Raw genomic sequence first — 15,468 nt, forward strand, 5'->3', positions numbered from 1 at the left:
CCGCTCAGTCCTCGCTAAAAGCGGCTGCGCGCCTGTCAGGCCCGGCCCAGATTTCTAGAGAGCCTTTCCGTATCGCTCGGCAAAAAACAGTCCCCCGGACTGTTTTTCGGACTGTTTTTCCTGGCGAGCGATGGTGGAGGCGGACGGGATCGAACCGACGACCTGAAGCTTGCAAAGCTACCGCTCTCCCAACTGAGCTACGCCCCCTTGGATCTGCGCAGGTATCAGGCCTGATGTAAGTCCCGAGCGCCCGATAGGCCGGCGCTTCTTCCGCAAAGAGCTTTTCACTATCGCTCGGCAAAAACAGTCCCCCGGACTGTTTTTCCTGGCGAGCGATGGTGGGCCAGGGAAGACTTGAACTTCCGACCTCACGCTTATCAAGCGCGCGCTCTAACCAACTGAGCTACTGGCCCCTTTGAGCTATGGACCGGTTCAGTGGTCCGGCTGAGCGCGTCTTCCAAAAGGAAGATGCCTTTAAGCCTGTCTTTCATCCATGGAAGGGATACGCAGACGGCGGACCTGGCGCCTTGCCGGATCTGCCTTGTTACAGGCGCTGCAAGCAGCACCTGTGGGATCTTTCGTCTTCGGCGTTTTTTGTAAGCAATCGTCTTGAGTTCTCTGGCCCTTATGTCTTTCGACTGGCCAGAGGCTCGGGACGATCCTTAGAAAGGAGGTGATCCAGCCGCAGGTTCCCCTACGGCTACCTTGTTACGACTTCACCCCAGTCGCTGACCTTACCGTGGTCGGCTGCCTCCCAAAGGTTAGCGCACCGGCTTCGGGTAAAACCAACTCCCATGGTGTGACGGGCGGTGTGTACAAGGCCCGGGAACGTATTCACCGTGGCATGCTGATCCACGATTACTAGCGATTCCACCTTCATGCTCTCGAGTTGCAGAGAACAATCCGAACTGAGACGGCTTTTTGGGATTGGCTCGGCATCGCTGCCTCGCTGCCCACTGTCACCGCCATTGTAGCACGTGTGTAGCCCAGCCCATAAGGGCCATGAGGACTTGACGTCATCCCCGCCTTCCTCCGGCTTGTCACCGGCAGTTCCCCTAGAGTGCCCGGCCGAACCGATGGCAACTAAGGGCGAGGGTTGCGCTCGTTGCGGGACTTAACCCAACATCTCACGACACGAGCTGACGACAGCCATGCAGCACCTGTGTGGCGTCCAGCCGAACTGAAGGATCCTGTCTCCAGGAACCGCGACGCCCATGTCAAGGGCTGGTAAGGTTCTGCGCGTTGCTTCGAATTAAACCACATGCTCCACCGCTTGTGCGGGCCCCCGTCAATTCCTTTGAGTTTTAATCTTGCGACCGTACTCCCCAGGCGGTGTGCTTAACGCGTTAGCTGCGCCACCGAGACACTAAGTGCCCCAACGGCTAGCACACATCGTTTACGGCGTGGACTACCAGGGTATCTAATCCTGTTTGCTCCCCACGCTTTCGCGCCTCAGCGTCAGTACCGGACCAGATGGCCGCCTTCGCCACCGGTGTTCTTCCTAATATCTACGAATTTCACCTCTACACTAGGAATTCCGCCATCCTCTTCCGGACTCTAGATTATCAGTTTTAGAGGCCGTTCCTAGGTTGAGCCCAGGCCTTTCACCCCTAACTTGATATTCCGCCTACGCGCCCTTTACGCCCAGTAATTCCGAACAACGCTTGCCCCCTCCGTATTACCGCGGCTGCTGGCACGGAGTTAGCCGGGGCTTCTTCTCTGGCTACCGTCATCATCTTCACCAGTGAAAGCGCTTTACAACCCTAAGGCCTTCTTCACGCACGCGGCATGGCTGGATCAGGGTTGCCCCCATTGTCCAATATTCCCCACTGCTGCCTCCCGTAGGAGTCTGGGCCGTGTCTCAGTCCCAGTGTGGCTGATCATCCTCTCAGACCAGCTATAGATCGTCGGCTTGGTAGGCCGTTACCCCACCAACTACCTAATCTAACGCGGGTTCATCCCAGGGCGCTAAAGCTTTCCCTCTTAAGGCGTATGCGGTATTAGCCGCCGTTTCCAGCGGTTGTCCCCCACCCCGGGGTAGATCCCCACGCGTTACTCACCCGTGCGCCAGTGTCCATCTCTCCGAAGAGAAACTTCTCCTTCGACTTGCATGTGTTAGGCCTGCCGCCAGCGTTCGTTCTGAGCCAGGATCAAACTCTTAGGTTGACCTCACTCGAAAGCCCCAATTCTCCATAAGGAAAACCAGAACCCCAAGCTCATCAACGGGATCCTCTCAATTAAACGCGCGAAATCTTCCAACTAAACCCAGCATCAGCCCAGCCCCAGCAAAAACCAAAGCCAAACCAATAGCCAGACCGTCAAAAGATCCGTCATTTCCATGAATACGCGAACATCAAAAGGCCCCAATGCCAAAACATCAAAACCCCAGACAATCCAGGCTCAACAACAAGCCCGCCGCCCGCGTATCCCTTCCATATCAAACAATGTCAAACAGCAGCGCGGCAGCGTTTGGCTCGGGGCCTTGGCTGCCGCGGAGGCCGGGTTATAGGGCCCGCCCAGGGGGACTGTCAAACCCTTTGTGAAAAGAATTTTAAGGCTGCGGGAAGTTTTTCGGTCCCGCCGTGTCATAGCATGGGCATTAACCGCCTTTGAGGTTGACAACCCCTTGTACGATCAGCGATTTTCAAAATTTAGTTAACGATTTGGTGGTATCACATTTACCGCCGTCGTGGCTGGCCACGGGGGGCCTTCCATAGATTCGTCCAGTTGCGGAGCTTTTTGATATCGTGACGAACCGTCAAGCAGGGCTCGAATCGCTCGTGCGATTCGCGAAGAAAGTCAGTTTTCCCGCAATTCTCGCCATTCCGCTGGTCGGCGGCGCCGTCGCCGCCAGTTGGTCCTCGGCCGACATCACCGGCAGCGACAGCCTGCCGGCGAAAGCGCAGGGTCCGGCAGCGATCACGCCGAACGAAGTCTTGCCGGCCGGCGTCTCTCCCGCCGCCGGTGACAAATCCGACCCCCTGGCCCAGCAGCAGACGGCTTTGCCCCCTGAGGCACTGTCCAGCGAACCGCTGCCGAGAGCCTCTTCTCTCACCGTTGCCGGCACCCTCGCCCAGCAGGGCGAAGCCGAAGCTCTGGAAGAGTCGGAGGCCGCACCGCCGCCGATCACCCGCCAGATCGTCGTCGCCCCGGGCGACACCTTGATGAAGCTGCTGGTCCAATCCGGTGTGGAGCGCCAGCACGCCTATCAGGCGGTCACCGCCATGGAGCCGGTCTTTTCCGCCCGGCGCCTGAGGCCCGGCCAGGAAATCGACCTCGCTTTCGCCGATACCGGCGATACCGGGACCGAGAGCGACAGCCTTGGCCCCCTGCTTGCGGTCAGTTTCCGCCCCACCCTGGAACGCGACATCCAGATCAGCCGCGCCGATCCGGCCGAAGACTTCGCCGCCGAGGCCATCGAGCGCCCCGTGGCGCGGCAATTGGCCTATGCCCAGGGCAGCATCCAGTCGAGCCTCTCGGTCGCCGCCCGCGAGGTCAACGTCCCCAACCCGGTGCTGGCAGAGGCGATCCGCGCCTTCAGCTACGACGTCGACTTCCAGCGCGAGATCCAAAAGGGCGACGACTTCGAATTTTTCTACGAGATCTTCGTCGACGAAGACGGCCGACAGGTGCGTACCGGCGAACTGCTGTTCGCCGCCATGACCCTTTCCGGCAGCCGCACGGAGCTCTATCACTACGAGCGCAGCGACGGCAGCGCCGACTTCTACACGCCGAAAGGCACCTCGGTGCGCCGATCGCTGATGCGCACACCGATCGACGGCGCCAGGCTCTCCTCCGGCTTCGGCATGCGCAAGCATCCGATCCTCGGCTATTCGAAAATGCACAAGGGCACCGACTTTGCCGCGCCGCGCGGCACCCCGATCTATGCCGCGGGCAACGGTGTCGTTGAAAGAGCCGGGCGCAACGGCGGCTACGGCAAGTATGTGCGCATCCGCCACGGCTCCAACTACAAGACCGCCTATGCCCACATGCACCGCTACGGCAAGGGCGTCAAGGCAGGCGCCCGGGTGAAGCAGGGCCAGATCATCGGCTACGTCGGCTCCACCGGCCGCTCCACCGGTCCGCATCTGCACTACGAGGTCATCCTGAACGGCAAGCAGGTGAACCCCTTGAAGGTCACCCTGCCCCGCGGCGACAAGCTGAAGAAAAGCGAGATGGCCGACTTCGCCGCCCACCGGGCCGAGGTCGACCGCCAAGTGGCCATCGCCATGGGCGGCATCCTGATGGTACAGAAGGCTTGCGAGGATGCGGAGCCTCTGGAGCAGGGTTCGGCGACCGACCGAGAGTGCTGAGCGGGCCAAAAGCCTGAAGACATGAGGACAGGGTCCATGCACGGTTGCCTTCTGATCGCCGGTTACCTGGAAAAACGTTCGCGACGCCGAAACTAGGGCTACCTCCCTTGTTCAGGGAGAGGATTCCGGTTTATCGGTAGTCATCGCCCCACCCTGGCGGCCAATAGCCGGAGACGGGCCGGGGCGTTCGCGGAGTTTTTCGAATCATGTCCACAGAACTTACGGCGGCGATCGCTGGCCTCGGCCTGGGCGCGAGCCTGATCATCGCCATCGGCGCCCAGAACGCCTATGTCCTGCGCCAGGGCCTGCGGCGGCAGCATGTTTTTGCCGTCGCCTCCCTTTGTTTCGTCATCGACGCCGGCCTCATCACCCTGGGGGCGGGCGGTTTCGCCAGCCTGCTGCAGGCCGTACCCAGCCTTCCCGACATCGCCGCCTGGGGCGGCGCCGCCTTTCTCGGCGCCTACAGCCTGCGGTCCTTCCACGCCGCCCTCAAACCGGGCAGCCTGACGGCGCAGAACGGCGAAGGGACGGCGGGCGGCAGCCTGCGGGCGGCGGTGCTCACCGTCCTGGCGCTCAGCCTTTTGAACCCCCATGTCTATCTCGACACGGTGATCCTATTGGGCGGTATCGCCGCCCAGTATCAGGGAACCGAGCGCCTGGCCTTCGCGATCGGCGCCGTCGTCGCATCGGGTCTCTGGTTTTACGGGCTCGGCTTTGGCGCGAGACGTCTGGCGCCGTTCTTTGCGAGCCCGAAGTCCTGGCGTCTGCTGGATGCTTTCGTCGGCTGCGTCATGGCCGCCATCGCCATCAGTCTGGTGGCCAGCCAGCTAAACGGATAGCCCTGGCATCGGGACCGGCCCCGGCCGGCCCCGAACACCTCACCGCCGGACGGGTTCTATACCAGATGCTGTTTGAACAGGGCGATGGTCCGCTCCCACGACAAATCGGCCGCCGCCTCGTTGAAGCGCGGGGTCGAGTCATTGTGAAAGCCGTGCCGGGTGCCGGGATAAACATGCGCCTCATAGTCGGCCCCGCTGGCCTTCAGGGCCGCCTCGTAATCGGGCCAGGTCGCATTCACCCGCTCATCGTCTTCTGCATAGTGGATTGCCAAGGCCGCCTTGATCTTCGGCACGTCGGCGGTTTCCGGCGCCCGGCCATAGTAGGGCGCCCCGGCCGAGAGATCCTCGCCCAAAGCGACCGCCAGAAGGTTGGTCATCATGCCGCCCCAGCAGAAGCCGGTGGCGCCGAGCTTGCCGCTCGACAGGCTGTGGGACTTCAGAAAACGCGCGGAGTTGATCATGTCCTGACGCAGCTTCGGCTGCTCCAGGGATCTCTGCATGGCGCGGCCGTCGTCGTCATTGCCGGGGTAGCCGCCGATCGGGGCGAGCCCGTCCGGCGCCAGAGCCAGGAAACCCTCGACTGCCGCCCGCCGTGCGACATCGGCGATATAGGGGTTGAGGCCCCGATTTTCATGGATCACCAGGACCGCCGGGAAAGGCCCTTCACCGGCCGGCTGGACGAGGTAGCCGCGCATCTCGCCTGAAGTGCCGCCGGGCGAGGGATAGGTGACGTAGGTCGCCTTGATGCGCTCGTCGTTGAAGGAAATGGTCTCGGCCGCGGCATAGTCCGGCAGCATGGCCTGCGCCATCGCCAGGCCCGAAACGCCGGCGACGGTGAGGGTCGAAGCCCGGTTCAGGAAATCGCGGCGGCTCAGCCGGCCATGGCAATATGCGTCGTAGAGTGCGTAAACGCGGTCATCAATCTTCCCTTTGCCCATCTCCCTGTCTCCTCTGCCTGTTTGCTGGAACGATCATTCAATTACTTCAGTCAGAGAATAGCGGCAGCTTCATGAAAACCGGAAGAGACAATCATCGGCTTCACGCGGTCTTGTTGCGCAAGAACCGTCGTCGGGAACAAAAGCTTATTCAGAGATTTCTAATCGGCAGCATCTTCCGCCAAGGGCCAGGACGGCCGGGACATGGCAAAAACCTCGTCCACCCTGGTGTAGTCCATGTAGCCGAGGCGGGCGATGGGCTTCAGCTTGGCCATGTCGACCAGGCCGTCGGTCAAGACCGCTTCGTCGATGTGGAGACCGATCACCTGGCCGAAGACCACGGCGTTGCGCGCCGTCGGGTCGTCCGAGGGCAGGTCGACGGTCTGCAGATAGGTGCATTCCATGTGGATGGGCGAAGCCTTCACCCGCGGCGGGGCCACCAGCGTCGACGGAATCATCTCAAGCCCGGCAACTTCGGCTTCGTTCACACCGGCCGGGGCCGGGGCCGAGGTCTGGTTCATCGCCTCTCGCAAGTCCCAGGTAACGACGTTGCAGACGAACTCCCCGGTGCGCTCGACATTGGCCAAAGAGTCCTTGGCGCCATCCGGCGGGCCGTCGGCCTTACGCCCGCCCGGGGCGAACATCACCACCGGCGGGTCGCCGGCCACGCCGTTGAAGAAGCTGTAGGGGGCGAGGTTCACCCTTCCCGCCTCGTCGACGGAGGTGATCCATCCAATGGGACGCGGCACCACACAGGCCTTGAAAGGGTTGTGCGGCAGACCGTGGTCGCCGACCCGGGTATCGTAGAACATCAGGCTCCCCCTACAAACGCCGGCAGGCTCACGCCGCCGCGACCATCTCACCGTTGATCGTCAGGCCCTCGGGCCCGCCGCTGACGGAGACGGTATCGCCGTCGCCGATCTTGCCTTCCAGGATCAGGCTGGCCAAGGGGTTCTGAAGCTCCCGCTGGATGACCCGCTTCAGCGGCCTGGCGCCGTAGACCGGATCATAGCCCTTGTCGGCCAGCCAGACCTTGGCCTGTTCGTCCAGGTCCAGCACGATCTTGCGCTCGGCCAGCATGGCCAACAGGCGGGCCAACTGAATATCGACGATGCCGGTCATCTGCGGCCGGGTCAGGCGATGGAACAGCAGCACCTCGTCGAGGCGGTTCAGAAACTCCGGCCTGAAGGCGCCGCGCACAACCTCCATCACCTCGCCGCGCACGGCGTCGCTGTCCTGGCCTTCCGGCTGAGCCGCCAGAATGTCGGCGCCGAGGTTCGAGGTCAGGATGATCATGGTGTTGCGGAAGTCGATGGTGCGCCCCTGGCCATCGGTCAGGCGTCCGTCGTCCAGCACCTGCAGCAGGATGTTGAAGACATCGGGATGGGCCTTTTCGACCTCGTCGAAGAGCACGACCTGATAGGGCCGGCGGCGCACCGCTTCGGTGAGCGCCCCACCCTCCTCGTAGCCGACGTAACCCGGCGGCGCACCGATCATGCGGGCGACCGCATGCTTTTCCATGTACTCCGACATATCCAGGCGCACCATCGCGGTCTCGTCGTCGAAGAGAAAACGCGCCAGCGCCTTGGTCAGTTCGGTCTTGCCGACGCCGGTGGGACCGAGGAAGAGGAAGGAGCCGATCGGCCGGTTGGGGTCCTGCAGACCGGCACGGGCCCGCCGCACGGCGTTGGAGATGGAGACAATGGCCTCCTCCTGTCCGATCACGCTGCTGCGCAGAGCGTCTTCCATGGCGAGCAGCTTCTCGCGCTCGCCCTCCAGCATCTTGTCGACGGGAATGCCGGTCCAGCGGGAGACCACGGCCGCAATGTCGCCGTCGGTCACCTCCTCATTCAGGATGTGATGCTCCTGGGCCTTCGCCGCGGCCTCAAGCTGGCTTTCCAGACCCGGGATCACGCCGTACTTCAATTCGCTGGCGCGGTTCAGGTCGCCCTCGCGCTGGGCGATGTCCAGCTCGCCGCGCGCCTGATCCAACTGTTCCTTCAGCTTCTGGGCGTCGGCCAGCTTGTCTTTTTCGGCCTGCCACTGACCGGTCAGTTCGGCCGACCTGGCTTCAAGCTCGGCGATCTCTTTCGTGAGCTTCTCCAGCCGCTCTTTGGAGGCCTTGTCGCTTTCCTTCTGCAGGGCGTTCTCTTCGATCTTCATCTGCACGAGGCGGCGGTCGAGTTCGTCGATCTCCTCGGGCTTGGAGTCCATCACCATGCGCAGGCGGCTGGCGGACTCGTCGACCAGATCGATGGCCTTGTCCGGCAGGAAGCGGTCGGAGATGTAGCGGTTCGAAAGAGTGGCCGCGGAGACGATGGCCGAATCGGTGATGCGCACGCCGTGATGCAGCTCGTATTTTTCCTTCAGGCCGCGCAGGATCGAAACGGTTTCCTCGACACTCGGCTCCGGCACGAAAACCGGCTGGAAGCGCCGCGCCAGGGCAGCATCTTTTTCGATGTGCTTGCGGTATTCGTCCAGCGTGGTGGCGCCGACACAATGCAGATCGCCGCGCGCCAGCGCGGGCTTCAGCATGTTGGAGGCATCCATGGTGCCCTCGGCCTTGCCGGCGCCGATCAGGGTGTGCAGTTCGTCGATGAAAACGATAATCTCGCCGCCGGCTTCGGAGATTTCCTGCAGCACCGCTTTCAGGCGTTCCTCGAACTCGCCGCGGAACTTCGCCCCCGCCACCATGGCGCCGAGGTCGAGCGACATCAGCCGCTTGTCCTTCAGATTGTCCGGCACGTCGCCGTTGACGATGCGCTGAGCCAAACCTTCGACGATGGCGGTCTTGCCGACACCGGGCTCGCCGATCAGCACCGGATTGTTCTTGGTCCGCCGCGACAGCACCTGCACGGTGCGGCGGATTTCTTCATCACGCCCGATCACTGGATCGAGCTTGCCTTCGCGCGCCACTTCGGTCAGGTCGCGGGCGTATTTGTTCAGGGCTTCGTACTGATCTTCGGCGGTCGCCGTATCGGCGCGCCGGCCCTTGCGCATGTCGTTGATGGCTTGGTTCAGCGACTTCGGCGATACCCCGGCGGCATCCAGCGCCTTGGCCGCCTCGCTGCCCGGCAGCATGGCAATGGCCAGCAGAATGCGTTCCGCCGTCACATAGGAATCGCCGGCCTCTTCGGAGAGCTTCTCGGCCTGGGCGAAGAGGTCGTTGGTTTCCTGCGCCAGATAGAGCTGGCCGGCCCCCGCGCCCTCCACCTTCGGCTGCTTGGCGAGCGCCGAGTCCACCGCCTTCATCGCCGCCTCGGGCTTCCCGCCTGCCGCGCGGATGAGATTGCGCGCCAGGCCCTCGTCATCGTCGAGCAGCACCTTCAAGAAATGCTCGGGCGTCAGACGCTGATGATGTTTCCGGCTGGCGAGAGTCTGCGCGGCCTGAAGGAATCCGCGTGAGCGTTCCGTATAGCGATTGAGATCCATCTATATCCCCTTCTCCCGCACCCGTGAGCGGCATGCAGGTGAGTTATGCCATGGTACTGCACCCATCGCGCCCATCCCAGCGGCACGCGAGAGCCCAGTTTTCCTTGGAAAACCGGCCAAACGGCCCGGCATCCTTAGAACATATGGGCTGTTGCAAAAAAGACACAAGGCCCTTCAAGTCACCATTTTCACTGATAATCCTCAATATTTTCGAACGGTCACCGCTTGCCTTCCGTCTCGGCGCCGGCGGCAGGTCAAAAGCCCGCCGCCGGCGCCGAAGGAGGACCGGTTCAGCGCAGGATCTCGGCGGTCGGGCGCGGGGTCGTCGCGGTCTCCGCCGGCAGGACCGGCAGCGTCACCTCGGGAACCGAACCCGTCAGGCTGTCCAGAAAGGCCACGATCGAGTCGGCTTCTTCTTCCGAGAGCGCCTCGCCGAGCTGCGACTCGGCCATGATCTGTACCGCCACCTTCAGATCCCAGACCTTGCCCGAGTGGAAATAGGGCGCCGTCACCGCAACGTTGCGCAGCGGAGAAGCCCGGAACACATACTCGTCATCAACCGTCTCGGTAACGGCGAAGCGGCCCTTGTCGTCCGGCGGCAGAATGTCTGCACCCGGTTTTTCGATCAAGCCGAAGGGATAGTACCCCTGCCCGCCGAGGTTGACGCCGCTGTGACAGGAGACGCAGCCCTTGTCGACGAAAAGCGCCAAGCCTCTCGCCGCTTCCGGCGTGATCGCCTGATCGTCCCCGTTCAGGAAAGCATCAAAAGCGCTCGGCGTGATCAACGTCGCCTCGAAAGCCTCGATCGCCTTGGCCATGTTGTCGAAACTGATCGGCTCTGCATCCTCGGCAAAGGCGGCGGCAAACCACTCGGTGTATTGCGGCATGCTCCTCAGCGTCGCGACCACGGTTTCCGGTGTGTTCGCCATTTCGACCCCGGCCTGGATCGGCCCCTTGGCCTGGGCCTTCAGGTCTTCGGCCCGGCCGTCCCAGAACTGCGCCTCATTGAGGACCGCGTTCAGTACCGTCGGAGAATTTCGCGGCCCCTTCTGCCAGCCGTGGCCGATCGAGGTTTCAAGGTTGTCGTCACCACCGGTCGCCAGGTTGTGACAGGAATAGCAGCTGAACACCCCGGACGCCGAAAGCCGCGGATCGAAGAAAAGCGCCTTGCCCAGGGTGATCTTCTCCGGCGTGATCGGATTGTCCTTCACACTGGGAATTGTCGAGGGTAGCGGCTTGAAATACTCCAAGGCGGTATCGCGCAACTCGCTCGCTCCGGCGGCGCTCACCATGCATGCGGAAATGAAGAGCGTTGAAATGAAGTGTCTCATCCTGATCTCCTTGAGTTTCTGGAAAAGATCTCCCAAATTCAACGGACAAGGGCGCTGATTTACATCAATTCTAAACTGCGGCATGCTGTCGCAATCCTGCGGTCAGGCGCCACCGGGCTGTCGCAAATTGACAATAGGCACTACTGATTCAGACGGTTCGACGAAGCCGGAAATTCGTATCGTTGATGATCCGCGGCATCAGAAAAAACAACACCGGCCGGCGGAATCAATCGGGCTGCTGAAAAGTACAGCCTCTGAACAGCGAGCGCTCTTACGACGGAGTCCGGACAACGGAGTCCGGGAAACCCCGTCCGGGAGTCTTTCGATACAAATGGGGGTCAGCATGAGCAATCCCGATAAGGTCGACTACAAGGTCGGTCAGGATAACATCACGCCTTTCGGACTGGACATTCACAACCCGGTCTTTCTCATCTCCGGGCTTTCAATCGTCGCCTTCGTTCTGATCACCCTGGCGTTCCAACAGGAAGCAACCGGGTTCTTCAACTGGTTGAGGCCCTTTTTGACCTCCACCTTTGATTGGTTCTTCCTGCTTTCCGGCAACATCTTCGTTCTCTTCTGCCTGATGCTCGTCGTTACCCCCTTGGGGAGCGTGCGCCTGGGGGGCGTCGACGCCAAACCCGACTATTCCTACCTCGGCTGGTTCGCCATGCTGTTCGCGGCCGGCATGGGTATCGGCCTCATGTTCTTCGGCGTGTCCGAACCGATGTCGCACTTTGGTTCGGCGATGGGCGGCGTCACGCTGGAGGGCGGCGTGCGCAGCGACTGGGCACCCCTGGGTGCTGCTGCCGGCGACATCGAAGCGGCGCGCAATCTCGGCATGGCGGCGACCATCTTCCACTGGGCCCTGCACCCCTGGGCGATCTACGCCGTGGTCGCGCTGGCGCTGGCCTTCTTCGCCTATAACTACAACCTGCCGCTGACCCTGCGTTCCGCCTTTTATCCGATCTTCGGCAACGCCGTCTGGGGCTGGACCGGTCACATCATCGACACCCTGGCGGTCTTCGCCACGCTGTTCGGTCTGGCGACCTCGCTGGGCTTCGGCACCGAGCAGGCTTTGGCCGGTCTCAACTTCCTGTTCGATACGCCGACCGGCAACGGCGCCCGGGTGCTGTTGATTGCCGCCATCACCGCCGCCGCCCTGATATCGGTCCTGCGCGGCCTCGACGGCGGCGTGAAGGTGCTCTCGGAAATCAACATCGGACTGGCCGCCCTGCTGATGGCCTTCATCATTGTCGTCGGACCGACCACGGCGATCTTCGACAGCGTTGTCTCCGGCGGCCTCGCCTACGTGAAAGAGATCGTACCGCTGTCCAATCCCTTCGGCCGTGAGGACGCCAACTTCTCCCAGGGCTGGACGGCCTTCTACTGGGCTTGGTGGATTTCCTGGTCGCCCTTCGTCGGCATGTTCATCGCACGGGTTTCGCGCGGCCGTACAGTGCGGGAGTTCGTGACCTGCGTGATATTCGTCCCGACTCTGGTCAGCATCATCTGGATGGGCGCCTTCGGCGGCACCGCCATCGAACAGGTGATCGCCGATCCCACCGCTGCAGTACAGTCGGCAGCCTTGGAACTGAAACTCTTCGAGATGCTGAAAAACCTGCCGCTGGCCAGCATCACCTCATTCCTCGGTATCGTGCTGGTGATCGTGTTCTTCGTCACTTCGTCGGATTCCGGTTCGCTGGTGATCGATACCATCACCGCCGGCGGCAAGACCGACGCGCCGGTGTCGCAACGGGTGTTCTGGTGCACCTTCGAAGGTCTGGTGGCGGCCACCCTGCTGCTGGTCGGCGGCGCGGGTGCGCTGACCGCGCTCCAGGCCATGGCAGTCTCCACCGGCTTTCCCTTCACCATCGTGCTGCTGGTGATGTGCGTCAGCCTCTTCATCGGGCTTTCCAGGGAGCGCAAGATGATGGCGGGCACAGCCGCGCGCCAAGCCGAGTAGCAATGGGAAGATGGCAGGCCGACCTGCCGGACCCGGTTTCGAATTGGGCCTCTCCAGGATGGAGAGGCTCTTTCGTTTTCACTTACCAGCCATGCCAAGCCTGAAAGAACCAAGCGCCCGGCTGGCTGCGCTCAGCCGGTCCCGACTAGTGGCAATTCCAACGACCACCAGTCCGTGCCTAGCGAACGACAAAGACCGAGATTGCGCTGTGTGCGGAGAGATAGCCCGCGTTTGACGAAAAGATGTGCTCGGCGAATCCCGGCACGTGCGAAGCCATGACGATGAGGTCGGCACCGATTTCCGCCGCCTCGCGGCCCAGCCTATCGTCCAGTTCCACGGCCGGGTCGGGCGTGACAATGGCATGCGCGGTCACTTCCAAACCGCGCTTGGCGCCCTCCGCAGCGGCAAAGGCGTTCAGCTTGGCGGCGAACTCTTCAGGGCTGCCGGCGACCGCGCTGGGGGTGGACGCCGTTACCCCGACCAGATGCAGGGAGGCCTGGTAGTGCTTCGCCAGGTCCGCAGCGGTCGTCAGGGCCTTGTCCAGCTTTTCGACATGGCCGAGGTCCACCGGGATCATGATTTTCCGATACATAGGGTCTCCTGTGATCTCCGCGGCCGGGCGATCCACGGTCGGTGCATTGGGCCGCAAGATCTTCAGCCTGCATGACCTCTGCGAGACCGGGCAATGAGCCACGTCAAGCAGGCGGCAGCCGTCCGCCGGGGAAAAGAAGAAACCCCTGCCGTGCCTTTCGGCTGACAGGGGCGGGTCATTGCCCAAGAGTAGGATCAGGAGAGATCAATGCATACCCCGCCACGAGGACACTGCGTACCTTGAGGCCCGGACACGAAAACCATCGCGACCCCGGCCCCCGGAACCCGCCGAATCGGCAGCGAAGAGCACGGGCGAAACATAGCGCCGCCATTCTGCAATTGCAACTCATTATCAATTGCAGAATGGCCTTTTTTGGCACCCCCGCGCGACGCCGATCGCCGGCCCACGGCTTGACTCCGCCGCGGCGAAGGCGGTTAGTTGCAGTGCAACATTTCTGAAAGACGGCAAATGAACGCGCAAGTGCAGCAGATCTATCGATTTCCGGTGAAGGGCCTGAGCCCCGAGCCCTTGAATTCTGCCGCCCTGACGCCGGGCGCCGGGCTGCCGGAAGACCGCCGCTTCACCCTGGCCTACGGCCTGACGACCGGTGCCAAGCGCGGTTTCTTTCAGCTGACCAGCGAGGAAAAGCTGGCTCAGTTAAGCCTGACCTACGATGACGCGGAGCCGCGCCTGACCATCCAGCGCCAGGGCCGCCAGGTGGTCAGCGCCGATCCCAGCGATCAGACCGGCCGCATACTGCTGAATCAGTTTTTTGCCGGTTTTCTGGCGGGCTCTCCCCGGGGGACACCGTCGTTTCAGGAGTCCACGGCGGAAGACCGGTCCGAGGCCCTGCCGGAAAGCATCTCGATCATCAATCTGGCGAGTGTGCGCGACTTCGAACGGGTAGCCCGCGCCAGCGTCGATCCGATCCGCTTCCGCGGCAATATCCTGATCGGCGGCCTGCGGCCCTGGGAGGAGTTTTCCTGGCTGGGCAAGGAGTTGGCGCTGGGCGCGGCGCGGCTGAAAATCACGGAGCGCACGGCACGCTGTGCCGCCACCAATGTGAACCCGGATACCGCCCAGCGCGACATGAACATCCCCCTCACCCTGCGCAAGGGCTTCGGGCACATGGATATGGGGGTCTATGCCGAGGTTGCCGTCGCCGGCACCGTAAAAGTCGGCGACAGTGTTACGCTTGCAAGCGAAACGCCTGCCCGCAGCTAGATCAGCAATTTACCAGAGACCAATATCCCGATCAGGGCGCGGCCGGATCGCTCTCGGCTTCAACAATGCCCGGTTCGACGGCAGCGCTCTCCGCGGGCTTCTCTGTCTTGCGGCCACCGGTCTCTTGATCAGCAGCCTTTGGCTTACGCGGGCGTCCGCGCCGCTTCGGCCCGGCCGGCTTGCCTTCACTCTGCTGGCTGACAGGGTCCTGTGCAGCCGATTCCTGTTTGGCCGATACTTGATTGGCCGATACTTGATTGGCTGATTGCTCTGCGCCGTTCTGGAAATCGCCAGCCGCTTCTGCTGCCGGGCTGGATTGGGCGGCCGTTTCCTCAGCCCCGCCATTCACCGGAGTCGCCGCCTCGGCCTCCGCAGCCGCTGCGGACGGCCGGTTATCCTGACGCCGATCGGGGCGTTGCGGGTCTGTCGAGTCGCTCAAGATCCGATAATAGTGTTCGGCATGCTGGAAATAGGCTTCGGCCGCAACGCGGTCGCCGGACGATTGTGCATCGCGGGCCAGTGTCAGGTATTTTTCATAGACCTGTCTGGCATTCCCCCGAACCCGCCCATCGGGTCCATTGCTGTCATAGTTGTTGGGTCTTGAAGGACCGCCACCACCATGCTGCTTGCGATTTGTCCGGCCACGCGGTCTACGCCCACCGTTATTGGAACCTTGTCTCATCATTCGCTTGCTTCAGAATGGATAAAGTGCCGCTCGCGCTCCTTAGAACCACTGCGGACCATCTCCGCTAGCGGTAAACCACACACAAGTAAATTTGGGGTGGTGACGCGTCTCCCGAGACGCTTGGAGCCCCTTGGCTCGGCAAGTTCAAGGTAGA

The 15,468-nt window shown here is 62.3% G+C and carries 10 protein-coding genes, 2 tRNA genes and 1 rRNA gene; 4 read left to right on the forward strand and 9 right to left on the reverse strand.

What is annotated here, in order from left to right:
• Positions 1-131: 131 nt before the first annotated feature.
• The 3 genes from ACP146_RS21090 to ACP146_RS21100 all read right to left on the reverse strand — a co-directional run bounded on the left by ACP146_RS21090 (position 132) and on the right by ACP146_RS21100 (position 2,166).
• Positions 132-207 (reverse strand) — tRNA-Ala (locus ACP146_RS21090).
• 129 nt (positions 208-336) lie between these two features.
• Positions 337-413: transfer RNA gene (locus ACP146_RS21095), tRNA-Ile, on the reverse strand.
• A gap of 253 nt (positions 414-666) precedes the next feature.
• A 16S ribosomal RNA gene (locus tag ACP146_RS21100) occupies positions 667-2,166 on the reverse strand.
• Positions 2,167-2,747: 581 nt separating this feature from the next.
• Between ACP146_RS21100 and ACP146_RS21105 the strand changes: the two genes are divergently transcribed.
• Both ACP146_RS21105 and ACP146_RS21110 read left to right on the forward strand, forming a co-directional pair.
• Entirely contained in the window at positions 2,748-4,313 is a 1,566-nt protein-coding gene (locus tag ACP146_RS21105) for a peptidoglycan DD-metalloendopeptidase family protein (RefSeq protein ID WP_422368725.1), read from the forward strand.
• Between the two features lie 206 nt (positions 4,314-4,519).
• Positions 4,520-5,152 (forward strand): LysE/ArgO family amino acid transporter, encoded by a 633-nt coding sequence (locus tag ACP146_RS21110; protein WP_422368726.1) that lies wholly within the window; start codon positions 4,520-4,522, stop codon positions 5,150-5,152.
• Positions 5,153-5,208: 56 nt separating this feature from the next.
• Here ACP146_RS21110 and ACP146_RS21115 read toward each other — a convergent pair whose 3' ends face one another.
• The 4 genes from ACP146_RS21115 to ACP146_RS21130 all read right to left on the reverse strand — a co-directional run bounded on the left by ACP146_RS21115 (position 5,209) and on the right by ACP146_RS21130 (position 10,850).
• A complete protein-coding gene (locus ACP146_RS21115; protein ID WP_422368727.1) occupies positions 5,209-6,090 on the reverse strand; it encodes a dienelactone hydrolase family protein in 882 nt (293 codons plus the stop codon).
• Between the two features lie 158 nt (positions 6,091-6,248).
• Positions 6,249-6,899 (reverse strand): flavin reductase family protein, encoded by a 651-nt coding sequence (locus tag ACP146_RS21120; RefSeq protein ID WP_422368728.1) that lies wholly within the window; start codon positions 6,897-6,899, stop codon positions 6,249-6,251.
• Positions 6,900-6,927: 28 nt separating this feature from the next.
• Positions 6,928-9,519 carry an ATP-dependent chaperone ClpB gene (gene clpB / locus ACP146_RS21125; RefSeq protein ID WP_422368729.1) on the reverse strand — a complete coding sequence of 864 codons (2,592 nt, stop codon included), beginning with the start codon at positions 9,517-9,519 and terminating at the stop codon, positions 6,928-6,930.
• Positions 9,520-9,809: 290 nt separating this feature from the next.
• Positions 9,810-10,850: a cytochrome-c peroxidase gene (locus ACP146_RS21130; protein WP_422368730.1), complete on the reverse strand. Its 1,041-nt coding sequence runs from the start codon at positions 10,848-10,850 to the stop codon at positions 9,810-9,812.
• Positions 10,851-11,193: 343 nt separating this feature from the next.
• On the opposite strand from ACP146_RS21130, the gene ACP146_RS21135 reads away from it, so the two are divergent.
• Positions 11,194-12,813 (forward strand): BCCT family transporter, encoded by a 1,620-nt coding sequence (locus tag ACP146_RS21135; protein WP_422368731.1) that lies wholly within the window; start codon positions 11,194-11,196, stop codon positions 12,811-12,813.
• Between the two features lie 178 nt (positions 12,814-12,991).
• On the opposite strand, the gene ACP146_RS21140 is transcribed toward ACP146_RS21135, so the two are convergent.
• Positions 12,992-13,405, reverse strand: coding sequence for a universal stress protein (locus ACP146_RS21140; RefSeq protein WP_422368732.1), 414 nt, complete (start codon positions 13,403-13,405; stop codon positions 12,992-12,994).
• A gap of 468 nt (positions 13,406-13,873) precedes the next feature.
• Between ACP146_RS21140 and ACP146_RS21145 the strand changes: the two genes are divergently transcribed.
• On the forward strand, positions 13,874-14,629 hold the full coding sequence (locus tag ACP146_RS21145; protein ID WP_422368733.1) for an MOSC domain-containing protein: 756 nt from the start codon (positions 13,874-13,876) through the stop codon (positions 14,627-14,629).
• 31 nt (positions 14,630-14,660) lie between these two features.
• Here the strand turns inward: ACP146_RS21145 and ACP146_RS21150 are convergent, their stop codons facing one another.
• On the reverse strand, positions 14,661-15,314 hold the full coding sequence (locus tag ACP146_RS21150; RefSeq protein ID WP_425032971.1) for a DUF4167 domain-containing protein: 654 nt from the start codon (positions 15,312-15,314) through the stop codon (positions 14,661-14,663).
• Between the last annotated feature and the right edge of the window lie 154 nt (positions 15,315-15,468).

Source organism: Pelagibius sp., from assembly GCF_965249265.1.
Lineage (GTDB): Bacteria > Pseudomonadota > Alphaproteobacteria > Kiloniellales > Kiloniellaceae > Pelagibius.